The sequence below is a fragment of the Thomasclavelia spiroformis DSM 1552 genome, from assembly GCF_025149465.1.
Lineage (GTDB): Bacteria > Bacillota_I > Bacilli_A > Erysipelotrichales > Coprobacillaceae > Thomasclavelia > Thomasclavelia spiroformis.
On record NZ_CP102275.1, the window covers coordinates 1,884,257 to 1,910,023 of the forward strand.

Annotated in this window: 25 protein-coding genes; all 25 read right to left on the reverse strand. The window is 27.7% G+C overall.

All coding sequences use genetic code 11. The annotated features are described in order from the left end of the window. Window positions 1-67: 67 nt before the first annotated feature. Entirely contained in the window at window positions 68-580 is a 513-nt protein-coding gene (locus NQ543_RS09065) for a hypothetical protein (protein WP_004608947.1), read from the reverse strand. After that, the gene (locus NQ543_RS09070; RefSeq protein ID WP_004608948.1) at window positions 581-1,207 is read right to left on the reverse strand and encodes a hypothetical protein; all 627 of its coding nucleotides are present in this window, start codon (window positions 1,205-1,207) and stop codon (window positions 581-583) included. Between the two features lie 1,183 nt (window positions 1,208-2,390). Beyond that, the gene (locus tag NQ543_RS09075; RefSeq protein ID WP_004608951.1) at window positions 2,391-4,085 is read right to left on the reverse strand and encodes a phospho-sugar mutase; all 1,695 of its coding nucleotides are present in this window, start codon (window positions 4,083-4,085) and stop codon (window positions 2,391-2,393) included. 95 nt (window positions 4,086-4,180) lie between these two features. Continuing rightward, a complete protein-coding gene (locus NQ543_RS09080) occupies window positions 4,181-4,678 on the reverse strand; it encodes a cob(I)yrinic acid a,c-diamide adenosyltransferase (RefSeq protein WP_004608952.1) in 498 nt (165 codons plus the stop codon). A gap of 2 nt (window positions 4,679-4,680) precedes the next feature. Then, window positions 4,681-5,160, reverse strand: coding sequence for a Cys-tRNA(Pro) deacylase (gene ybaK / locus NQ543_RS09085; protein ID WP_004608953.1), 480 nt, complete (start codon window positions 5,158-5,160; stop codon window positions 4,681-4,683). Between the two features lie 45 nt (window positions 5,161-5,205). Continuing rightward, a complete protein-coding gene (locus NQ543_RS09090; RefSeq protein ID WP_004608954.1) occupies window positions 5,206-5,475 on the reverse strand; it encodes a phosphocarrier protein HPr in 270 nt (89 codons plus the stop codon). A 160-nt stretch (window positions 5,476-5,635) separates the two neighbouring features. Then, a complete protein-coding gene (locus tag NQ543_RS09095; protein ID WP_004608955.1) occupies window positions 5,636-6,298 on the reverse strand; it encodes a DUF6580 family putative transport protein in 663 nt (220 codons plus the stop codon). Continuing rightward, the gene (locus NQ543_RS09100; RefSeq protein WP_004608956.1) at window positions 6,295-7,815 is read right to left on the reverse strand and encodes an ABC transporter ATP-binding protein; all 1,521 of its coding nucleotides are present in this window, start codon (window positions 7,813-7,815) and stop codon (window positions 6,295-6,297) included. Before NQ543_RS09100 ends, NQ543_RS09095 begins: the two co-directional genes overlap by 4 nt. Further along, a complete protein-coding gene (locus NQ543_RS09105; RefSeq protein ID WP_004608957.1) occupies window positions 7,802-8,596 on the reverse strand; it encodes an energy-coupling factor transporter transmembrane component T family protein in 795 nt (264 codons plus the stop codon). The genes NQ543_RS09100 and NQ543_RS09105 overlap by 14 nt, the downstream gene beginning before the upstream one ends. A gap of 205 nt (window positions 8,597-8,801) precedes the next feature. After that, entirely contained in the window at window positions 8,802-9,845 is a 1,044-nt protein-coding gene (locus NQ543_RS09110; protein ID WP_039903523.1) for a class I SAM-dependent methyltransferase, read from the reverse strand. A 4-nt stretch (window positions 9,846-9,849) separates the two neighbouring features. Next, window positions 9,850-11,271, reverse strand: coding sequence for a WG repeat-containing protein (locus NQ543_RS09115; protein ID WP_004608959.1), 1,422 nt, complete (start codon window positions 11,269-11,271; stop codon window positions 9,850-9,852). 141 nt (window positions 11,272-11,412) lie between these two features. Then, the gene (locus NQ543_RS09120; protein ID WP_004608960.1) at window positions 11,413-11,628 is read right to left on the reverse strand and encodes a DUF6465 family protein; all 216 of its coding nucleotides are present in this window, start codon (window positions 11,626-11,628) and stop codon (window positions 11,413-11,415) included. 237 nt (window positions 11,629-11,865) lie between these two features. Next, complete coding sequence (locus NQ543_RS09125) at window positions 11,866-12,528, reverse strand: group II intron maturase-specific domain-containing protein (protein WP_259935753.1); 663 nt, start codon at window positions 12,526-12,528, stop codon at window positions 11,866-11,868. 56 nt (window positions 12,529-12,584) lie between these two features. Then, window positions 12,585-13,544, reverse strand: coding sequence for an IS3 family transposase (locus NQ543_RS09130; protein WP_333790947.1), 960 nt, complete (start codon window positions 13,542-13,544; stop codon window positions 12,585-12,587). Next, a complete protein-coding gene (locus tag NQ543_RS09135; protein WP_004609083.1) occupies window positions 13,469-13,810 on the reverse strand; it encodes a transposase in 342 nt (113 codons plus the stop codon). Before NQ543_RS09135 ends, NQ543_RS09130 begins: the two co-directional genes overlap by 76 nt. Window positions 13,811-13,817: 7 nt before the next feature. Continuing rightward, window positions 13,818-14,609, reverse strand: a complete 792-nt coding sequence (locus NQ543_RS09140) for a reverse transcriptase domain-containing protein (RefSeq protein ID WP_259935274.1) — start codon at window positions 14,607-14,609, stop codon at window positions 13,818-13,820. Window positions 14,610-15,043: 434 nt separating this feature from the next. After that, a complete protein-coding gene (gene typA, locus NQ543_RS09145) occupies window positions 15,044-16,861 on the reverse strand; it encodes a translational GTPase TypA (protein ID WP_039904022.1) in 1,818 nt (605 codons plus the stop codon). Between the two features lie 70 nt (window positions 16,862-16,931). Then, a complete protein-coding gene (locus NQ543_RS09150) occupies window positions 16,932-17,555 on the reverse strand; it encodes a pentapeptide repeat-containing protein (protein WP_230197295.1) in 624 nt (207 codons plus the stop codon). Between the two features lie 60 nt (window positions 17,556-17,615). Beyond that, window positions 17,616-19,595 (reverse strand): ABC transporter permease, encoded by a 1,980-nt coding sequence (locus tag NQ543_RS09155; protein ID WP_004609670.1) that lies wholly within the window; start codon window positions 19,593-19,595, stop codon window positions 17,616-17,618. Further along, window positions 19,582-20,349: an ABC transporter ATP-binding protein gene (locus NQ543_RS09160; protein WP_004609669.1), complete on the reverse strand. Its 768-nt coding sequence runs from the start codon at window positions 20,347-20,349 to the stop codon at window positions 19,582-19,584. Before NQ543_RS09160 ends, NQ543_RS09155 begins: the two co-directional genes overlap by 14 nt. A 73-nt stretch (window positions 20,350-20,422) precedes the next feature. After that, window positions 20,423-21,427 (reverse strand): sensor histidine kinase, encoded by a 1,005-nt coding sequence (locus tag NQ543_RS09165; RefSeq protein WP_004609668.1) that lies wholly within the window; start codon window positions 21,425-21,427, stop codon window positions 20,423-20,425. Next, on the reverse strand, window positions 21,424-22,089 hold the full coding sequence (locus NQ543_RS09170; RefSeq protein WP_039904082.1) for a response regulator transcription factor: 666 nt from the start codon (window positions 22,087-22,089) through the stop codon (window positions 21,424-21,426). Before NQ543_RS09170 ends, NQ543_RS09165 begins: the two co-directional genes overlap by 4 nt. A gap of 10 nt (window positions 22,090-22,099) precedes the next feature. After that, on the reverse strand, window positions 22,100-22,759 hold the full coding sequence (locus tag NQ543_RS09175) for a GDSL-type esterase/lipase family protein (protein ID WP_039904019.1): 660 nt from the start codon (window positions 22,757-22,759) through the stop codon (window positions 22,100-22,102). 33 nt (window positions 22,760-22,792) lie between these two features. Then, entirely contained in the window at window positions 22,793-25,360 is a 2,568-nt protein-coding gene (locus tag NQ543_RS09180) for an FIVAR domain-containing protein (protein WP_004609665.1), read from the reverse strand. A gap of 57 nt (window positions 25,361-25,417) precedes the next feature. Further along, window positions 25,418-25,762 (reverse strand): hypothetical protein, encoded by a 345-nt coding sequence (locus NQ543_RS09185; RefSeq protein ID WP_004609664.1) that lies wholly within the window; start codon window positions 25,760-25,762, stop codon window positions 25,418-25,420. Between the last annotated feature and the right edge of the window lie 5 nt (window positions 25,763-25,767).

Genomic DNA, 25,767 nt, shown 5'->3' on the forward strand with positions numbered 1-25,767 from the left:
GCATTAGATTTTGAGGATATTTTTCATTATAACCACATTCACTAAGTATTATGCAATTTAATAGCTTCTACATAGTATCTACACCATACTTAAATTCAATTCTATAATTATGATTATTATAATTATTTTCAAATTGCATGATTAAGTCATTATTCCTAATCATACCTTTTTCTTCCCTTATATAACTAACATTTTGCAAAGCATAAATAAAACCTTCATCAATACTACTTACATCTACTTTTCCATCAGTAAATCTTTTATGTTTTTCATCAGGTCGTAAAAAGAGGCATTTTGAAGTGGTTCCTATAAAAAAATAACTTGTTTCATCTTGAAATACAAGCACATTATAGCTGGTTTTAACTGCTTTATCATCAATATAATATGTTACATTAATACAACCATTTTCTATAGCATTATCAATTATAAATTTGTATGTTTCAACATTTTTACTTTCATATAACTGATCAATTATAATTTCTGATTCAGTTTCAACAGTATAAATACTCGTATTATCAAAAGAAGCAAAAATAAATAAATTTCCTATACAAAACATCATTACAATCAAAATTAATTTTTTCATCTACTGTTCCTCCAAAGTAACTGATAATCTTATTTGTTCTTCGTTATCCTCATTCCACTCTTCATCCCCATGCACCATAACTAAAGTCGTATCATAAACAATAAGATCATTTTCTAATCTTTGATTTGACCCAATAGCAGATATTTTGTTATTAGTACTTGATTTGCATACAAAATTTTCACTTTCTTGATTGTACTTACTTATATCAAACGTTTGTCTAGAAACCAATTCAGTTTCATTAAATAAAGCAACTATAAAAGTATAATTATCCATTGTTATATATAAACTAGTTACAGTAGATGAAGAGGGCATATTCATATCTAAATATTCAATCATCTCTTGATATTCAGATTTAATTATTATTTTATATGATTTTGAATGAGCACCAATATCATATTTACTTATAAACGTAGAAGAAAACTCATTTTCTTCACTCATTAAATAAATAGATGATAATGCATTTTCATCATCATTAAGAGAAACATGTAAGATATGATTATCTGATACCGTTGTTTTTTCATTTTTTGAAGTTTCTACTGTTTTTGATTGACAGCCAACTGTCATAATTAATATACAAATAATTAATAAAATCTTTTTTAAAATTAAATTGTTTTTTATATTGTCCATAAATAATTCTCACTTCTATTTATTTTTTAAAGGAATCGAAAAACTATTTGCTAGAATTTCTATGTTATACATATGATTTTTATTCATATTCTGTCTAGATTATTTTTTCGATTTGTACATACTTTATAGGTATATTTATATTGTTATTAATATATACTAGTTTTTCTTCATCAAATATAAGTTTATATTCTAAAAAAGTATTTTTAACAGACATATTAAGTAAAAAATAATAATAAAATATAAACAGTATTATCAGTAGAAAAAATAGATACTATTCAGTGAATTACGAAAAAACTATTGATTCCTAATACCAAAGCTAAAATAATACCGATAGCTATAGGATATTTAACAGCAGGAGCAATATATTTTCTTATTTTTTCATTATCTGTTTATTTATACAATTATGATCTATCACCATAATTTCATTAATAATTTGATACTCCATTTCATTTACCCCTAAATTAATAATCGCTATATAATAAGGTCAATTATCTAGTAGTTTTCATAAAAAATTATACCATTAATGCATTCTATAGCAATTATTCTTACAACTTTCACATATTTAAATTTATCTATTCTATATAAAATTTTTATCTATAAAATATGTAATGCATTCAATAATTTTTTTAATAGACACACTATATTTTTTCAAAAAAGTCACCAATAATTTTTTATATTAGTGACTTTATTTAAATACTTATATACTTAATTATTTTGTTTTCCATAATTTTAATCTAATAGCAATAGATATAAAATTATCACCCAATATTTATAAAGGTACATTAAGTATACAGAGCATATTTACATTCATTCAAATAACCATTAAATCGTTAACTCAAGCTGCCCCTGAGTTGAAATGTATCATTCTTTCTGGCACAATTATATTAAATTTTCAATACTAAAAATATGCCTTTTAATTTTCCCTAACACCAAGTACACTTCAATATATCCATTTACATTTTAAAACATGTTAATGTAACTATTAATAAATAATGTCAATATCAAAGTTGTATTTACGCACCTAGGATATAACTATATATCTATCTTTGCTATTATCTATACATACTTTTCAATTCAGTGAATCACAGATTTTGCACAACATATTGATTTAGAAATACTAAAAATTTAAAAACCACATCAAAAAAAACGTTGATAAATCAACGTCTTTTTTTGAAATTTTATATTATTCACCGATAATATTCATCATATCTTTTTGGAATACTTCTGTTTTAGCGCTAGCATCTTTAGCATCGCTACCTTTAATTGAGAAATAGAACTTACATTTTGGTTCAGTTCCACTAGGACGAGCAGCAATCCAAGATCCATCTTCTAAATAATATTTTAATACATTTGATTTTGGTAAATCAATAGTTGAAGTTGCTCCATTTTCAATTTTTTCACTACTTTGATAATCTTCTATTGCAACTACTTTATAATCACCTATTTTAGCTGGTGCATCTTTTCTTAAATTATCCATGATTTCTTTAATACGTTTAGCACCTTCTGCTCCAGCTTTACTTAGAGCAATTTGTGATTCTTTAAATGTACCATGTTTTTCATATAACTCATTTAGTACATCAATTAAATCTTTACCTTGTTTTTTATAGAAGTTACCAGCTTCAGCTGCCATAACAACTGCTTGAACTGCATCTTTATCACGAACAAAATCTTTAACAACACATCCATAAGATTCTTCATATCCAAAAACAAATTCTTTTTCTTTAGTTTTTTCATATTTACGAATCTTATCCCCAATAAATTTGAATCCAGTTAAAGTTTTTTCAACCTCTACACCATATGATTTAGAAACAAGTTCACCTAAGTCACTAGTAACAATAGTATTATACATTACTGCATTGCTTGGCAATTTACCTTGTTTTTTAAGCTCACTTAAAATATATTCAAGATAAACTGCAGCACTTTGGTTACCTGACATTAAAACATATTCCCCATCATGTTTTGCAACAACTCCTAAACGGTCTCCATCAGGATCACAAATAACAACTACATCTGCATCAACTTCTTTAGCTTTTTTAATAGCAAGATCATATGAACATGCTATTTCTGGGTTAGGTGAAGCTGTATTTGAAAAATCAGGGTCTGGTGCACATTGTGCTAAAACTGGAATAACATTATATCCAAGACGTGTTAAACACGTTCTAACTGGTAAGTTTGATGTACCATGTTGTGGTGAAAATACGATTTTGAAGTCACTTTTATCCATACCTGGATTAATTTCAATTGCCATTACTTCTTTGTAATAAGCTTCATCAACTTCTTCACCAATCCATGTAATATATGGATATGCATCATCATCACTTGCAACTTCAATTGCAAGTTCATCTTCAACTTCATTTACATAAGTAACAACTTGATCAGCCCATTCAGGAATCAATTGACATCCTGTATCATCATATACTTTATAACCATTATATTCTTTTGGATTATGACTTGCAGTAATCATAATACCACCGGCACATTTTAAATAACGAACCGCAAAAGACAATTCAGGAGTAGGTCTTAAACTTTCAAAAATATAAGATTTAATTCCATAAGTAGCTAATACTTTAGCGCTTTCAATTGCAAATTTATAAGACATATGTCGATTGTCATATCCAATTGCAACTCCTCTTTCTTTACCTTCAGGTAAACCTAATACATATTTTGCAAAACCAACATTAGCCTTTCTAATTGTATAAATGTTCATTCGATTTGTACCAGCACCTAAAATTCCCCGCATCCCAGCTGTTCCAAATTCAAGATTCATATAAAATGCATCTTCTTTTTCTTTTTCATTCATACTTAATAATTCAGCTTTTAATGATGGATCTAAGTCTTTACAATCAGTCCATCTTTGATATTCTTTATTATAATCCATAAATTTCACCTCTTAAGATAATTATATCAAATCTCCATATATTTGACTACTTCTTTTATAAATGAAATTCACACATTTGCTTTAAAATATCAACATTAATATTCAATTCCTTTTCTTGCCATAATTCCTTTATCATATGGATGTTTATGCTTTTTTATCTCGCTAGAATAATCAAAAATCACTTTTAATTTATTACTAGGCATCCTTCCCGTTAAAATAACTTCATGATTATCTTTCAAACTAACAAGTCGATCATAAACTAATTGTTCATTAATCAAAGATAACGAAATAGCATCTAATAATTCATCAAGAATAATCCCATCATAACTATTATCTATTTTTTCAAATAACTGATTAACCATCAAACTAACTTCCTTGATCATTTTAGAATCATTCATATCAATAAACATTTCTGGCATTTTTTGAGCAATAACTTTAATCCCACACTTTTCTAACATCATATTTTCACTACTAAAACCATCTTTTAAAAACTGAATCATCATTACTTTCTTACCAGCACCTGCCATTCTTAAAGCTTGACCAACAGCTGCTGTTGTCTTTCCTTTACCATTGCCATAATAACATTGAATCATAACTACTCCTTAATTACATCACATATTTTAGCATCTAAATAATTTATCAATTCACTAGCATTTACAATCATTTGATAACCACGTTTACCGGCACTTAAAGCTATTTTGTCACAATTATTAACTGAACTATCAAAATAAGTATCAAATTTCTTTTTCATTCCAATTGGTGAACATCCACCACGAATATATCCTGTAACTGCTAAAAGATCTTTCATATGAATCATTGCTACACTTTTATTATTAGATACCTTTGCAAGCTTTTTTAAATCAATTTCTTCAAGCACTGGTATACAACATACTAAATAATCGTTATTTCCTTTTAAAACCAGAGTTTTAAAAACATCTTTGGCATCCATTTCTACTTGTAACAAGACATGCTTACCATCCAAATGATTTTCATCATATTGATATTCTTTTATTTCATAATCAATCTTTGCTTGATCCAATAATCTTAATGCATTAGTTTTAACCGATTTAGCCATATTTCCCTCCAATATAAAAAAGAAGTCAATAGACTTCTTTATATTTTATTCTGCTACTTTTTGTTCTTTAATAACTTTAGCAATAGAAGCAATTACATCTTTTTCATCATCACCTTCAGCAATGATTTCTACTGTAGCTTTAGTAGGAACACCTAAAGACATAACTCCCATGATAGATTTTAAGTTTACTTCTTTACCATTATAAACTAATTTAATATCACTTGTAAACTTACTAGCTTGGTTAACTAAGATAGTAGCTGGTCTAGCATGTAATCCTACTGGATCAGATACTACAAAAGATAATTTTTCTGCCATTCTATGACTCCTCCTTAAAATTTTCTATAGATTAATTATATCATCAAAATGTTAGGTTTTAAAGTACTTTTTACACAAAATTAATCACTTAAAATTACCCTCAATATATCAACATTATTTATATTCAACGCCATTATAACGAATAAAAATCATAATTTTATTAAGTATTATTGATACCATATTTTAACTTGATTCTTTTAAAAATCTGAAGCATATACTTACATAATAAATACATAAAAATAAGATTAGACAAAATACTAATTAATAAATTTGGATACGATAAAAATAAAACTTCCAAACAATTATCAACTGTAAAATTTCTATGGCTAATAAAAATTGTAACAACATTCATTATTAGCCACAAGCTAATACTACAAATTACACTATATCCATATAATAACTTTTTTTGTTGATCTAATTTATCACCCAAAATTCCTGAAACAAATCCAATCAAACCCATCGACAATATTTCAAAAAATGTCCATGGTGTCATTGGTAACAAAAGACCTGATATCAATACCGATAACGTTCCACACATCATCCCTGCTGCTTGTTTAAAAACAATTCCACAAATAATCGTTATAACACATACCGGATTAAAATTCGGTGTAAACACAAATACAATTCTAGATATTGCACTAAACACTATAATAATTGCAAGAATAACAAACTCTCTAAGTTTAGGTTTTTTACAACAAAAAGGAATACATAATAATATTGAAAGAATAACATTAAATAAACTATATTGTTTAACAATAAATATTATCCCTAATAATATTATGACCAATATGCTTAAAATAAATTTATTTTTGTTTAATTTCATAATCCTAAATCCTCTAACAATATTACTTCTGGATTATTTTCTCGCATAATTTTATTGATTGTCGTTGTATAGAATAAATTATGACTAAAAAATTCTCTTGTACTATCAACTGATTCCATTTGTCCATTAAATATCATCGCTACACGATCACTAATTTTAGCGACAAATTCTAAATCATGACTAGCTACTACAATAGTCATATGTTTGCTTAAACCTCTAATTAAATTAGCTAAAAATTCTTTACTTGATGCATCTATTCCTTTAGTTGGCTCATCTAATAATAATAACTGTGGCTTTGTTAAAAGTATTTTTGCTAAAGCTACTAATTGCTTTTGACCACTACTTAAATCAAAAGGATGAGCATCTTTTAAATCAATAATTCCAAAATTATCTAAATGTGATTCTACACTTGCAACAACATCATCAACTAATAATAAATCATCAATCACTTTATCAGCTACAAATAAAGTAGTTGGATCTTGTGGTAAATAACCAATACGATCTACACACCCCACTTTAGATATTTCACCTTGACAATCAACTAATCCTGCAAGGCATCGTAAAAACGAAGATTTACCACTACCATTTGCTCCTACAATTGAAAGAATTTCATTTTCTAAAATATCGATTTCTAAATCTTTTAAAACAATATCATCATGTCCAAAATTTAAATCTCTAACTTTCATCAATATTCGATTATCAATTTCATCCATTATTTTAATATCAAAATTTTCAAAATTAACTAATGCTTCTCGTGCTTCTTTAATCGATAAACATAATTTATCACATAAAGAAGATACTCGAACATAATTAGGTAATGATTCTACAAATATTTTCTTTGTAAGCATCTCATCTACTGCCATTTTTATTTCATTATCAATTACAATTTTACCTTCATCCATAACAATCAATCGATTAGCAACATCTAATAATCCTTCTAATTGATGTTCTACAAAAACTACAGTTACATTAAAATCATCATTTATATGCTTTAATATTTTAATAAATTCTTCACGATTAACTGGATCTAATTGTGCTGTTGCTTCATCTAATAAAATAACTTTAGGATTCATTACCATAACACTTGCTAAAGCTACTAATTGCTTTTGACCATTAGATAATGATTGTGTTTCTTTATTAATAATACTTTGTAAATTAAAATAATTTACAATTTCTCCAATTCTTCGTTTCATCTGTTTTAAAGAAATTCCTTTATTTTTTAAACCAAAAGCAATTTCATGCCAAACTGTATTCATAACTAATTGATCTTCTGGATTTTGAAAAACAAAACCTATTTTAGTATCATCATTTTCAATTTCTTCATCTAAGATGATTACTCCATCAATATCACCTTTAGGTCTAAGTGATGGTTTAAAATATCTAAGTAAGGTTGTTTTTCCACAACCACTTTTACCAGTAATAACCAAAAAATCTCCTTTTTTTATTTCAAAAGAAATATTATTAATTATCTTTTTATCTTTAGGGTAGGTAAAACTAAAGTTTTCAATCTTGTACATTTTTCTTTCCTCCTAACAATATTGGTAAAACTCCCAATAGCAAATATGAAGCAAAAAACAATAAATCAATTAGCTCAAAATGATAAGCTTGTAATAATGAGTAATTTCGATAATAACCATAATAACCCCAAAAACAAATTATACTAAGTAAAATAATAGCTATTAATTTTAACACATCATCTTTTTTAAATATATATAAATAAAAACTAGTACGATTTGCCTTTCCATAACCTCTAGATATCATTGAATTCATCATATCTAATGAAGATTCAAATGCATATGTAACTAAAATAACAATTACATTACGATAATAAGTAATTTTATTTTTAACAGGAATATGATAATTTGCTTCTTTTATCTTTTGATATTGTTTTTTTAATTTATTTATAAGATTAAAAAATATTGAAATCACTAAGCCAAAACTAGGTAAAATAGAACCAAATAAATATACAATATGATCATCTTTAACAAAATATCGCATTACTTTATACCATAAAAATAACCCACTCAAAAAAATACCTACAAGCAAACTATATATAATATCATTACTACTTTGAACCAACAAAGGAACAATAAGTATAACAACTACAAGTAAAATTAATACATATTTTAAATGCTTAAAAAATTTATCTTTATTATAAAAATAATCCATCAAAACAGCTAAGCTACTCATTAATAAAATAAAACAATAATTACGTTGAATAAATAACAACACAATAATTGATAAAAAATAAACAACCAAAACACTTGGATGACTATCTTTAAATTTCTTTATAACCATATCATTTTCCTCTCTGTTAAATATTGCTATTAAACAATACTAACTACATTATCCAAATAAACACCAATTATTACACTAAATCGAATAAATAAAATTATTTTATTATAACGAAATAATTTTAAATGAAATCAGTAACATTATACAACAATCATTTCTAAAAGCAATAAAATGACAAGAATTTATCTCTTGTCATTTTATTAAATATCTAAAGCTTTTTCTTTTTAGCAACTACCATAAAACGATGCGTAGTAAGTTCAAAGTAACTTTTTTCTTTAATTTGCTTTAATACTTGACCATAAAAATTAATAAATCGATCATGAGTAATATCTGCTCGTGTAATACTTTTCATAAAAGTGATAAATGATGTTAATGTATTAAAACGAACAAAACCATGTTCTTCAAAACCATCAACAATTTCTAAACCAATATCACTAAGTAATTTTGAACCAGTTTCTAAATCCCAACGTCCTTTTATTTTAAATGGGAGGAAAATATTCATTATCTCACGATAATTATCACTTCCCATTTGATCAACTAAAATATACCCACCAGGTTTTACAACCCGATATAAATCATATCGATCATAATTTGCCAGTTCACTAACTACTACATCCAAACGCTCATCTTTGAAAGGAAGCTTCCCATCATCGGTTAAATGAGTAACTTTTACATTTTTATCCGCTAGTTTTTCCGTTGCTTTTTCATATTGAGATTCAACAACATATGTAATTGGCGGTAATTTATCAAACGATGAAATAAATTCTCCACCATCAAGTGAAATAGTTGCTAAATGAGTATCATCATCAACATATTTTAAAATAACATTTTGACTTGAATAAGTAGGTTTACTTTGTTGTACTAATTCATCTTTAGTAACATTTATTGCTTTTAAAATCTCATTTTTAGCTACGATAGCATTACTAATATCTTTTTTAAATCTAATTTTTGCATAATGATATCCAACAAATTGACTAATTCCATCACAAATAACAGCCACTGCAATAAAACCAATCATTTCAATAAACCATTCAAATGAAAAGAATGGTTGAATTGAAACAATCATATAACAAAATACCCCCATTAAAATAATACTTTTTGTACGTACATATTTAAATGATTCATTAAGTTTAAAATACCAACTCAATATTGATCTTTTTTTAGCATTATAAGCTTCTATCTCACAAAAAATAAATTTAAATACAACAAGCATTACCGCTAGTGTTACAAGCATATAAATATAATAATTCATCTTTTTACCTCTTATAAATTTCTTCGCCATCTAATGTATAGTAATTACCACTTTCACTAGTAAAATATCCATTATCAACAAATTCCAATGTATCTTCAACAAAGAAAATAACTTCTAATTCGTTCATATCGTAAACATAACTAGAACCGCTTTTATTAAAAATCCCATAAATATTATCATTGTATGTAAAAACAATTCCATCATCCATAAAGTTATCATCAATAACTTTTTTCCCTTCAGTATCAATTATTTCATATTTACTATCACTGATAAAACCAGCATAATATTTTTCCCCAATATAACTAATTCTAGAATAAGTTTTAGAAATCTTTTTCCCTTTTTGATTAATTAAATAATACTTATCAGCTTTTTTAGAAACAACTGCTAATCCATTTTGATCAAAAATCTCAGCACTAGTAAATAGTGTCTTAAAAGCAGGTTTACCATCATAACCATAATACATATATCCTTTAGATCTTACATACACTGGAAAAATTTTACTACTTATATATGAAGCCATTGGATCTAATTGAATACCACTCACGTTAGTTTCTTTTCCATTATAAACAAATTTATGAGGTCCATAAATCATTTCCCTATTTTTAATTACATAATTTTCTAAATCATTGTAATAACTATTAATTGCTGTTGCAACTCCCTTTTTATCAAATAAATAAGTTGTTTGATTTTTTACACCAGTAATATTACCATCTTGATCAAAATATAAATCATCTAATTCAATATTTACATCAAAAATAATTTTTCCCTTTTCATCACAAAACAAAGCCTTTTGACCTTCACGATCATAAAATAAATACCCATTATCTTCACTTTGTGACATTAACTGAAATTTACCACCAGTTTTAACTTTAACTTCACGATTAAGATTTTCTTGATTATATATTTTTATATTATCTTCATAAGCAACCGCCATATATCCATCTTTAATTATATTAGCATTTAATATCTCACTTTTACCTTCTACCAAAACTTTTCCCGTATCATAAAGGACTAAATACTTTTTCCCTTGATGAATAATAGGTAAGCCACTTAAAACAATTTCTGTCTTATCATCAGTTTTATATAATACTTCACCCAAACTACTTAAAATAGAAATATTATCATCTTTATCATAAGCCACTATCATATTTGATATTGATTCTAACTTTTGATATTTTCCTAATTTAATAATTTCTTCACCTTCATATGATAAATAACCATATTTATCATCTTTAACTACAATATAACCATCTTTTGCCATTGGTTCGTATCGATCATAAATAAACCTTGTTTTTTTATTTCCATCTATATCTATAAGACCATACTGATCTTTTTTATTTACCACAAAAAGCGTTTGATCACTACTATTATTACTACATCCTGTTAATAATAAAAGAGCTAAAACACTAATCACTATTTTTTTCATTTTGTTCACTCCTTAAAACAAAATAATTATAGCATGTTTCTTGTCGATTAACCACTAAGATTTAAATTTACTCAAAGTAAAAAGCGGTTATTCACCGCTCTTTACTTTTTTGGATATATTAAGGATATTATATTAAGACTACTAAAGAGTTAATGGCTCAGTATTGTTAACAGTATTACCATCTTTAGTAGTTGCCACGTAATACACTGATGAAGTTTCAGGTGTATAATAAATATTTAAAGTATCGATAGTAGAAATTTTTACTCCACTAGCTTTTAACTCCTCTTTCACCATCTTTTCAATATCAGTAGCATTAACGTTTTGACCTTGATATTGGACTTCAAGTACTGCTTTCATCTCTAATTTTCCCCCATTTCTATATCATCATAATATCATAAAAATTTATAATATGCAAATTTTACTGTGATTATCATTATTTTTTTTAAATTATTTTTAAAAATTTTAGCAATCAAACAAATATAAACCATAAATAACAAAAATAATTGTATATTTTATCAAAATTGAATAGGGGCTAAGAATTAAAATCTTTCGCCCCTTTCACAACACCGTGCGTAGGGTTCCCTACACGGCGTTTCATAAGTTTATAGAGTTGTAATAATCTAGTGCACTTATAAATCCGTATATTTTTAATACTTCATTTGTAAGTGTCCTTTTTAGTATGAAGCTATTGGCGATGTGCCAGTAGCTTTTTCTTGTGTTTGCCCATTCCCATGCCTTACTTTTATTAATACCTAGTTTTTGTAAATTTCTATACCTTGTTCTTACTAACTTCCATCTTTTCCAATATATCATTCGTATTCTTCTTCTCATCCATGAGTCTATTTCCCTTAGATGTTTACTCATATTCGCTATCCTATAGTAATTCACCCAACCTGTAATGTATTCTTTTAACTCTTTAGCTAATTCCTTACTTGATATTGGTCGGTTCCTTTTGGTGATTTCCTTTATTCTCTTTTTCATCTTTTCTTTAGATTTCTTGTGAACAGTGATTCGTACATTACCACTCTTCTCTATATAAAATCCAAAGCCCAAGAATTTTATATCAGTAATATAGGCTACCTTTGTCTTCTCTTGGTTCACTTTTACAAATAATTTCTCTTCTAAATATCTTGTCACTGTTTCTTTGACTCTCATTGCACTTCTTTTACTTTTGAATAGTATGACACAGTCATCTGCGTACCTTACAAATCGATTTCCTCTTCTTTCCATTTCTTTATCAAATTCATTAAGATATATATTTGATAATTGGTACTATGTCAAGATTTCGGACCACATAAATGTAAGAAATTTAATTAATTGATACTAATTAAATAATCATGCTCATATTCATTAGGTGATTTATAATCACAATGTGAATGTACTCTTATTGTATTATAAAATCCTTCTATGTATTCAAATACCAGCTTATATGCATGATTATAATTTATAATCTTAAATCTGTTCAGCCATTCCCTTTTTATCAATGCATGATATGATTCTATACACGCATTATCCCACGGTGTTCCTTTTTGTGAATAGCTTCTTTTCATCTGCTTAGTTAATCTTTTGTATTTCTTCGATGTATAGTGCACTCCGCGATCTGCATGGATTACTATTGGTTTTGCGCTTTTTCTTCTTTTTTTAGCTGTTTCCAGACATTTTAATACTTCATCTACTTCTAATGTTTTGCTTAATGTCCATGCTATTATTTTTCTTGAATAGAGATCCATTATACTGGTTAAATATACAAATCCTTCATCTGCTGTCCAGATATATGTTATATCAGTACACCATGCCTGATTTGGTGCTTTTGGATTAAAATCTCGGTTTAGAATATTTTTTAGTTTATTTGAAAAATCACAGTCTTTTGTTGTTATTGTATATGGTTTGATATAATGAGCTTTAATATTGTTTTCCCTCATTATGTTTCCTACATATTTTTCACTTATTTTTTCTCCCTCTTTTTTTAGTATTTCAGTTATTTTAGGAGCTCCATATATTTCTTTTGAATCCTTATAGATTTTCTTGATTCTTTCTGTGATTCTAGCTTTTCTGATTTTTTGTTTACATGGTTTTCTTTTCAAATATTCATAATATCCTGATTTACTCAGTTGTAATTTTTTTAGCATACCGGTAACTGAAGTCTGTTTATCTTTTTTAGATTTTTCTTTTATCCTTTTATAAAGATCCTGCTTAGTTAATTGCCCAGTATGCCAATAGCCTTTTTTAGGACTTCTAAAGCATCCTGTGTATCTTTCAGTTCTTTTTTTAATCTGGCAATTTCTTTAGCTTCGTCACTTGAATAATTACCGCTTCCTCTTGAATTAATTACGCCGTCATTACTACTGGCATCTTTAAGCCATTTATGAACAGTGCTATCAGCAATACCAAACTGTTTAGCTATAGCTACTTTAGATTCATCAGGATGTTCTAAAACATATTGAACAACTCCCTGTTTAAATTCATCTGTAAATGTTGGTTTAGTCATCATCATATACCCCTTTTCTATTTTTGATTTAAGCTTATGACATTGTATCATATACTAGCTAGTTCTTCCATTTAACTGGTACAGTTTTTATTCTAGCATCAAATAATGGGCTGAGTGGCCCACCTTGGGGTACTCCTTTTGTAGTTTCTTCAAACTTATGTTTTACTATGACTCCTGCATTGAGATATTTATGTATGAGTGATATAACTCTTCCGTCTTTAATAGTTTGTGACAATATCTGTATAAGTCTTGAATGGTTGACTGTATCAAAGTACTTCTCTAAATCTAGGTCTACTGTATATCGATATCCTTCATTGGCGTATTCGACTACTTTTCTTACTGCTTGATGGGCATTTCTTCTTGGTCGGAACCCATAACTATTGTCACTGAATTGGGGTTCAAATATTGGTGTCAGTACCTGTACTATCGCCTGTTGTATGACCCTATCCGTCACTGTTGGAATTCCTAACTCTCTTTTCTTTCCGTTATCTTTTGGTATTTCTACTCTTTTAACGGCTTGTGGACTATAATGTCCCTCCATGATAAGTTTCTTTAGATAAGACCAGTGTTGTGCGAAATGCGTACGAACTTCTGCGACTTGCATTTTATCTACACCACCACTTCCCTTATTACTCATAACCCTTTGGATTGCCTTTTCTATATTGGCATCCTCCATAATTGTTTCAAGTAACTTCTCATGTACTACAAATCTATTGGTGTTCTTCGTATGTGATATCTCTTGTTTTGATGTAGGATACACTTCTCCACTATTGTCGTATCCCGTACTATCTTCATAGAGTAAGCCTAATGATAGTTGACAGTATCCTATTTTATCTTGAGTATCTTTCATTTCCAGTTCACCTCCTTATGTTCGGTCCTTCGCTAGATAACCATTACAGTTATCATCATCACTACTATGACCTCGGCTGACTTCCTAGGACAAACGTTTCCACCATGATTACATTTTCATCATGTTCCTAGGACCTCCCACGGTAAGACATAACACTTTCATCCTATGTACCCACTATCTTTACACTGCTTATTCCGTCGTACTATTGGACTTCGATTTGTTTAGCAATCTCATCCGATAAGCTTCTGCCTAAAATAGTTCGTATTCCTTGGGTCAGGACTTTGCCTCCAACTTCCTCCCGTTCACACCTTACGATGGATACCTTGTCTTCGGCTAGTGGTTGGTAGTACGAAACCCCCACAGTGGACTTTCACCACCTAGTCTTATGTCATGCGTGGCACACTAAAAAGACTGCATAGTGCAGTCAAAATATATTACTTAGCTTTTAATCTATTTTGTTGTTTACGTTCTTGTTCAGTTAAATAACGTTTTCTCAAACGAATATTTTCTGGAGTTACTTCTACTAATTCATCATCATTAATATAATCTAAACAAGCCTCAAGATTAAATGTTCTAGGACGTTTTAAAACTACTGTAGAATCTTTAGAAGAAGAACGAGTATTAGTTAACTGTTTTCCTTTAGTAACATTAACAACTAAATCATTATCACGACTATGTTCACCAACTATCATTCCTTCATATACTTCGACTCCTGGCCCAACAAACATAGTTCCACGATCTTCTACACCACCTAAAGCATAAGCAGTTGTTTGACCATTATCAATTGAGATTAAAACACCTAAAGCTCGTTCACCTACAGTTTCACCTTCCATAGGACGATATTCTAAAAATGAATGTGAAATAATTCCATATCCTTTTGTCATAGTTAAAAAGTTTGTCATAAACCCAATCATTCCACGTGAAGGAATTGTATATGTAACACTAGTTTGTCCATCATTACTTACCATATTTTCTAAAACACCACGACGATATCCTAATGATTCAATAACATTACCAATACAATCATCAGGTGCTTCAATATTTACTTCTTCAAATGGTTCATATTTAACCCCATCAATTTCTTTAATAATAACTTTAGGTTTAGATACTTGCAATTCGTAACCTTCTCGACGCATATTTTCAATCAAAATAGATAAATGTAATTCTCCACGTCCTGAAACAATCCATTCTTCACTATTAGGAATTCTTTCAATCTTTAAAGAAACATCTCGATTAGTTTCTTTAAACAAACGTTCTTCAATCTGACGAGCCGTTACAAACTTACCATCTTGACCAGCAAATGGAGAAGTATTTGTTCCAAATACCATTTGAATTGTTGGTTCATCAATTTTTAATAATGGTAATGGTTCTTCTTTACCAGTAGTACAAACTGTTTCTCCAACTCCAATATCACTAAGTCCAGCAATTGCAACAATATCACCTGCACTGGCTTCTTTAATTTCAACACGATGTAAACCTAAAAAACCATATAACTTTTGAATTCTAAACTGACTATGTGTTCCATCAGCACGTACACAAGTAACACTTTCGTTAACTTTTATTTTACCACGTTGAATTCGTCCAATTCCAATTCTTCCAACATAATCATTATAATCTAATAAAGCAGGTTGGAATTGTAATGGTCCTTCTTCATCAACTAATGGTTCTGGAATTTCATCGATAATCATATCAAACAAGCAATCCATATTATTAACTTGAGTATTAATATCACTATCTAAACTTGAAGTTCCTTGTAAAGCTGAAGTATATACAGTTGGGAAATCTAATTGATCATCATCAGCACCTAATTCCATGAATAATTCTAAAACTTCATCCATTACTTCTTGAATTCTTACAACTGGGCGATCAACTTTATTGATAACTACGATTGGTTTTACTTTTGCTTCTAAAGCTTTTTTCAAAACAAAACGAGTTTGTGGCATTGTTCCTTCATATGCATCTACAACTAATAATACCCCATCAACCATATTCATAATTCGTTCAACTTCACCACCAAAATCAGCATGACCTGGTGTATCCATAATATTAATACGATAATCTTTATAATTAATTGCTGTATTCTTAGCTAAAATCGTTATTCCTCGTTCACGCTCAAGCGCATTACTATCCATTGCTCTTTCAGCAACTTGTTCATTATCTCTAAATGTACCTGACAATTTCAATAATTGATCAACTAATGTAGTTTTACCGTGATCAACGTGAGCTATAATTGCAATATTTCTTATCTTCATACTTATGACCTCTCTTAATAACTTCATCATTATAACACAGAATTAGATTTTGTCATTTATTTTTTTGCTTTTAATCAACAATAATTCCTAATAATCTTGATAATTCTACTGCTTGATACATATCAACATGGATTCCCTTTAAACTATAAATATCAATTTTTATTCCTTCAATATTAGTACTTTTAAAATCCATATCTTGTAAATTAGTTTTAAAAATCTCGCCATTAATAAAACTAACATCATTAAACTCAAGATTTTTAATCTTCGTTTCCATTATACTACTTTCATCTAAACAACATTCTTTAAACTCAACATTACTAATATTACCTAAAGCCATATTCATATACTTACCTTGAATATCTTCAAACATCACATCTTTTAACGAACAATTTATAAATCCCACTCCAACCATTTTACAATTAATAAAATAACATCTATGAATACTTATTTTTTCAAAAGATATATTTGATAAATCACAGTTAATAAAAATACAATCAACAAAATGTGTATTAGTTAAATTTATTTTACTAAAATCAATTTTTAAAAATTTACATTCATCAATCGTATTATTTTTAATCTCAACAATATCTAATGGTGTTTTATTAAATAAACACTGATAATAACTCTCTACAACTTCTAAATCATTTTCATTTAACAGATGAATTATTGGCTTTTTTATTTTCAAGTTAATCACCTCTAAAATCATTATAACTTAACTAATAAAATTGTAAACAGCATAAATAGCCCCTAAGGGCTATTCATTAATAATTCGATTACTTGCAAGATAAGTAGCAAAATAATACCCACCGTATGCAACAATAATAAATAATGTAGTAACTAAAATATTATCACCAATATCAATATTAGCAGTTAAACTAATTATATGATTAATCTCATTCAAACCAACTAAACTATGAATCAAAGCTACTGCAAGCGGGAACATAAATGCAATTCCAATTTGAATGAATAAACTACGATTAACCATTGGTTTGCTAGCACCTAATTGATTAATTATACGATAACGTTCTTTATTATCAGCAGCTTCAGATAATTGTTCAATCGCTAGTACTGTACCACTAGCAATCGCAAAAACAATACCTAAATACAAACCAATAAAAGTAAACATTGCACTACTACCAATTCCTGCAGTTTTTAACTCAAGCTTTGTATATACATCAATAAACGAATGATCCAAATTATAAGTTTCCATCATATTGTTAAATTTCTCTTCACAAACTTCTTTATTATTTTCATAGTTTCCTACAAGATAAGTAATTCCTTCTACATGACCATATTTTTTAGCAACATTATCACTCACTACAACAAATCCTTGATTACCATTACTATTAGTTATTGAAAGTTCTAAAACATGATCTAATTTACTATTTAAAGTATTATTGGCAATTTGAATTGTTCCATTATCTTTTATAAACTGATTATAATACTCTAATGACATTGGTAAAGTTGATACTAAGATATACTGATTGTCACTCAATTCAACTTTTTGATTATCTTTATTAGCTAATTCCATTAATTTATTAAAATCACTTTCTTTTATTGCCATTATCGATTCTTGTTTTAAATAATCCATATTAAGATATAAATCACTATTTTGTGAAATAAAATCACTGTATGTTAAATCATCAAAAATAATACTTTGATATTGAAAACTTTTTGCAACAATTGATTGATAATCTTTACTATTTTTTAATTCATCAATATTTTTTATTTCATTAGTTGCTGCTGAAAAATCATATGGTGTATTATTAGAAAGCGATTCATTCAATGCATTTGCTAATGATAAAGATGCTGATAAAATTCCAATTGTAAGTAACAGCATTAAAGATATTACAGTTGTAGAAACTACATGTGTATTAATTTTATTACTTACCTGTTTTAAAATAAAAATATTTAAATTTTTATAATAAAGTTTTTTTCTAAGCGAAATAACTTTTAATAAAAAACCAGATACTGATAGGAAAAATAAAAATGTTCCTAAACTACCTAATATAATCATTTTAATAAAATCATTTCCAACTATTAAAATTGCTCCATCATAAAGTAATTTATAAGCATATCCAATTGTTATCAAAGAAATTATAAAAATAATTAAAATTAACCAGTTATTTTTAATTCGTACTTTTTCATTTTTACGCTTTGCTGATAATAAATCGATTAATTTAAAACGATTTAATGTAATTAAATTAAAAACCGTTACAATTACATATATCAAACTAAAACTAATTACTGACCATATCAAAGCATCACTCGAAAAAACAAAACTAAACTTAGTCATATCAGCTTCAAATAACTTTGCTACAAAAACAGAAACTAATTGCGATAGACCAATTCCAATCAATATCCCTGTTATTAAAGAAATAATTCCAACTAAAATAGTTTCAAGAACTAAAATCATCGATACTTTAATATTTGACATTCCTAGCATCAAATAAATCCCAATTTCTTTTTTTCTTCTTTTAATGATAAAATTATTAGCATAAACAATCAAAAAACCTAATACAATAGCAACAAATATCGAAAGAGAACCTATTACATTAACTAATGCCTGTACCATTTTTCTAGTTGACTCATTTAAAGCTAACATTGCAGTTTGACTATCTAATGAATTAAACAAATAAAAAATACTAATTGCAATTACTAAAGTAATAAAATAAATCGAATAATCTTTAATACTTTTTTTGATATTTTTAAACGCTAGTTTAAATAAGCTCATTTAGCTCACCGCCTAATACTGTTTGAACATCCATAATCATATTAAAGAATTCTTTTCGTGAATGTTCTCCTTTAATAACTTCACTAAACAATTTACCATCTTTAATAAAAATAACTCGATCACCATAACTAGCTGTAAAACAATCATGAGTAACCATTAAAATTGTCGCATTTAATTTTTGATTTAAAGCATTTAAACTATCTAGCAACATTTTAGCTGATTTACTATCAAGGGCTCCTGTTGGTTCATCGGCTAAAATTAAATCAGGATCACCAACAATAGCCCTAGCACAAGCAACACGTTGTTTTTGTCCTCCAGACATTTCATATGGGTATTTATCTAAAATACTTTCAATTCCTAGTGCAATAGCTATCTGTTTAACTTTTTCATCAACTAATTTATAATTAGTTTTTTTAATTGTAAGAGCTAGAGCGATATTTTCAAAAGCTGTCAAAGTATCCAAAAGATTAAAGTCTTGAAAAATAAAACCTAAAGAATCACTTCTAAATTTAGTTAATTTTCGTCCCTTTAATTTTGTAATATCTTGATCTTTCAAATAAATATGTCCACTAGTAACTCGATCAATCGTCGAAATACAATTAAGCAAAGTACTTTTACCACTGCCACTAGCCCCCATAATAACAACAAACTCACCATCATTTATATCAAAACTAATATTATCAATTGCTTTAGTAAGATTTGTTTTATTACCATAATATTTTTCAATATTTTCAATTCTTAATATTTTTTCCATCTATCTTCACCTCAATAATCATTATAATGATTATTTTATTTTAAACCATCGAATAAAATAACATAACCTTACATTATCGTAAGGTTATAAAAGAGCTATGAGGAAAAATAATTGTTACTGTTGTTTTTTCATTAGAAGAAATCTTAATTTCGTGATTAAGTCGTAAACAAAGTTTTTTACATAAATACAAACCGATACCTGTGCTTTTTTTATTACTTCGTCCATTTGTTCCAGTAAATCCTTTATCAAAAACTCGATCAATTTCATCTTTCAAAATTCCAATTCCATTATCACTAATCATCAATTCATCGTGATCTTGATATTTTTTAGCACTTATAATTATAACAGGATCTTGGTTTATATATTTAATAGCATTATTAATAATTTGATTTAATATAAATTCCAACCATTTTTTATCACTATATACTTGAATATTTAAATTATTTAATTCAATTTTAATTCTTTTACTAATTAAATCTTTTTTATTTTGTTTAATAACTGTATTAACTACATCATTTAGATTAACTTCTTTGATTAAATAATCTTTTTCAACGTTTTCACTACGAGCATAAAATAAAACTTGCTGTAAATAATTTTCTATTTTAATCAACTCTTCTTGGATACTTTGATTTATTGAATTAGGATTATTTTCAACGATCATTAAACATGTTGCAAGTGGTGTTTTTACTTCATGACACCACATTTCAATATATTCTTTTAATTCACTATGTTGATAACGAATTTCATTAATATGTTCTTTCATCGCTTTATCAATTTCATATAAACTATCAACCATAATTTTACCTTCAAGAAAATGTGGTTTATTTAATAATTCTGTAATTAAATATTTTTGATCTAATCTATCAAGTAACTTAATCATATTATTATAATAATTACGTTTACGTAAATAATTATAACTAAATAAAAAAATATATCCAAACCCAAATAACACCAGCAGATACGTTATTAAAAATAAATGTAAATTAAATATCCATAATATTACCCAGCTTAATAAAATTATTACTACAGCTACTACAATACTAATAATTTGATCTTTTATATAATCTTTTAAACTCATAAAATAATATACCCTTGTTTTCTTTTAGTTAAAATCACATCTTTTAAACCAACATCCTCTAATTTCTTTCGTAAACGATTAATATTAACAGTTAAAGTATTATCATCAACAAACATATCACTATCCCATAAATAAGACATTAATTTTTCACGAGAAATAATCATCCCTCGATGTGATAATAAATAATAAAATATCTTTAATTCATTTTTCGATAAATCAACTACTTGATTATTTTTAATAATACTGCTTTTGGAAACATCTAAACATATATCTTGATAATTAATTGTTAGCTCTTCTTTAGGATTAGTACGTTTTAAAACAGCTTCAATTCTTGCAAGCAATATCAATGGATTATATGGTTTAGTTACAAAATCATCTGCACCATAATTAATACACATCAATTCATCAAGTTCACTATTTCGACTTGTCACAATGATAATTGGTTTATTAGCAATTTTGCGATATTCTCGACATAAAAATTCACCATTTACATTAGGTAAATTTACATCCAATAAAATCAAATCACCATCAAAACAAAGCATTTGTTTTAAAGTATCATCAAAATCAATAATCTCTTTTGTCTTAAAACCATTATTATTTAAAAATACTTTTAATTCTTGTCTTAACTTTATCTCATCTTCTACAATTAATATTTCAGCCATAATCTTACCTTTAATCATTCTCCAATATTTCTTTAATTGTTTTTGTATAAGCTAAATATCCTTTATCATTGATATGCAAACCATCAACATAATAATCTTCAATTGGTTCTCCTTTTTTATTACACAATGAACCATAAGCATTAATAAAGGTAACATAATCATATGGAATTATTTTTTTAAATTCCTTAAAAATTATCTTTAACATATCATTACTACGCATTCCTTTTTTTAATGCTTTATAACCATATTCCTTTTCCAAGCATGGTAATGGAGATACTACATATATCTTACATTCTTTACAATTATAATGTATTAATTCAACCATCTCTTTAACATTTAATGCAATATCACGAGGACTTTCCATTACGGTATCACCTAAATCATTCGTTCCAATCATAATAACAACTTTATTAGGTTTAAACTTAATAACTCCCTCATCAATAAAATTCAATAATATTTTAGAGCTAATTCCTGCAAGTCCACAATTATATTTATTTAAAATTTCTGGATAGTATTTATCCAAATCACAATACTGAGTTATTGAATCACCAAAAAAAACAACACCATTTTCTTTAGCATAATATCTTTGTTTAATAATTTCTAACATCCTAATTAATACAAATTCTCTTAACTGATAATAATTAGTTAAATAGTGCATACTTTCTTTCATCACTAAACCTCCTTTCTATATTCTAACACAAAATTAAAGGTAATGGCACTTTTGACCATTACCTCTAAACATTAATTTTCTTTTTTTTCTAAGTACTGTATATCCAGCTACACTTAATAATGCGATTGTTGCAAACATTCCTGTTAAGCTTTCATCTCCTGTTTTTACACTTGTAGTTGTATCACCATTATTTACTGGTGTACTTACTGTGTTATCAGTTGTTACTGTTTGTAATCCAGCAATTGCTTTTTCTAATGTAAATTTTGCATTATCTACTTCTTCTTGTGTTGCATTTGGATTTTCATATACTGCTTTTGCTTCATTTAATGCTTTTGTTAATCCATCAAATGTTGCTTTTGTATAATTTACAGCATTTAATCCATTTGCTTGATTGATTAAGTCTTCTAATAAGCTCTTATCTGGAATTAATCTTAAGTTCAAGAATGCTGTTACTAATTCACTGTATGCATTGTTTACTTCTTCTTGCATTGCATTTTCATCGTTATACACAGCTTTTGCTTCACTTAATTCTGTTTCAAATGCTGTCCATGTATCCTCAGTATACTTATCAGCTTCTAATCCACTAACTTTATCGATAAATGCTTTTAATGCTGTTTTATCACCTTTTACAAAGTCTAACATATGCATTGCACTTGCAAGTCGATCGAATGCATTATTTACTTCTGCCTGTGTTGCACTTGTATCATTGTATACTGCATCAGCTTCATCTCTAGCCGCTTTGAATTCATCAACTACTGCTGGTATTACATCTTTTAAATCTTCATCAGTAATTGCATTAGCTAAATCTAGTGCAATCTTTAATGCTGTTTTATCTACATCAGTTACTACTGGTTTTAAATTATCAATCGCATTAGTTAAAGTATTATATGCATTATCAATTTCTTCTTGGGTAGCATCTTCTTTTGCTGCAATTGTTTTAGCATTAGTCAATGCTTCTTGTAATACTTTCCATGTATCATCTGTATAATTAGCTACATTTAAACTATCTGCTTCTTTTATTTTTTCGTTTAAAGCAGCTTTATCTACTTGTAATTCTATACATTCAATTTCTAGTTTATCTAATTGTGGTGATTTTCCTTCAGGTCCAGTAAACACTAAAATACCTTCACCTGCTTCTAAGATATTTAAATCAAATTCTGCAATATGTGTTTCAGCAGTACTTGATGCATCAGCCGATACTTCACCACTTTCAATTTTTCCATTTTCTTCTGACCATGATAGTTTGTTAGCATTTGAACCACTTCGATAATATGCTTTTACATGATATATTCCCGCAGTTTCAACATCATAGTTATATTTAACAACATCTCCTTGAAGGATTGCATCAACAAATTTTCCATTACTTGCCCATGAACCTTCAGTTACAATACATGGCCAACCATTATCATTACTTGGATCATTTACAATTTCACTTGCAAATTCAGCTTCAAGTGATGATACATCACCGATTTGTTTTGGGAAAATAAATGGATCTTCTTTAGCATATTTTTCTCTTTCTACTAATCCATTTACTGCATTATTTAAATCAGTTATTGCCTGTTGTATCTGTGTAACACTTACATTTTGTGTGTTAGCAGTTTCGATTGCATATGCTAATGCCTGTTCAAAATCTTCCCAACCACTAATATACCAATCTTTTTGTTTATGTTCTACTGATTTAATAAGTTCATTTAATTCTTTTAAGAAACTTGTTTCAGTATCTCTAATTGTAATATTTGCCTTATCATTAAATCCTAAAATCAAATCTGTACTTGGATCTGTTAATTCAATACTAAACATACGATCACCAGTAGCATTAGTATTTCTTCTTGTTTCTACTGGAGCTGTAACTTCTTTTACTCCATCTTCCATAACAATATTACTAATTAATTCAGTATTAAAGTCATCTTGGATTGCTGTTCCTGGATTAGGTTGTAATTTAGCGGAAATTGTTCCATTAGTTCCTCCTACACGAACAATTTTTACATTCATTCTTTCATCTTCGTTCATTATATATTCAGAAGCTTCTAATCCAATCATTCCTTTTCCACCATTATTAATAACATATGCAGCTTCAATACCAACAGCTTTTGAAGTAATTTCTAATTTTAATGTATGTTTCCCATCTGTTAAATCATCAGAAGCAAACAACATTTGTCCTGTAGCACGTGAGCTAGCGCTTGTATCAATATTTATTGGTGTTCCATCATCAATTGTAATAGTAGCATTACCATGATTTGGATCTTTAGTTCCTAATAAATAAACTTTACTTCCTGTAAATGTAAGCGTTAATGAAGAACCAGTATAGGCATAGCGGTTAGTTCCATTAATAAAATTTGTGCCATTTTCTTTATTCCATGTACCACTAAAAGCAAAACCAGCTCCATCATTGATATTTGTATCTTCAATATCAATGACATCCATTCCATCAGGAGCACTACCAGCTAACTCAAATGCTTCACTTGTTTTATATACTCCTATTTCACTAATAATTGGTAAGGCATCTGTTTTATTTGTATCAACTGTAATTCTAATTTGATCAGCTTTTACAGTTCCTGTTCTAACTAATCTTTTTGCACCAATAGTCTTACCTTCATCCATTGTTTTCCATTGACCATCGTCACCATTTCGATATTCAACTTTATATTCATTAATGCTTTAGCCAAATTGAATTGCTTCTTCAATTGATACAACATCAAAAGACTTAGTTGAACCTAAATTAATTAATAAAGTTCCACTTTGTCCTTGATCATCAACTGTCCAATATGTACTATCATTTCCATCAATAACATTACTTGGTTTGTAAGTAATATCATTACCTCGAACACTTGATGCTACTATTTTAGCATCAGCACTAGCAGCTAAGTTTTCATCAAATGTTTCATTAATATTTTGTCCAAATTCAGCTAACCTTTCTAATATTTGATCATCAACTGTTCCATCAGTATTTGGTGGTACATTTAACAATAATGGTGCATTATGTCCAACAGAATTAAAATACATATTAC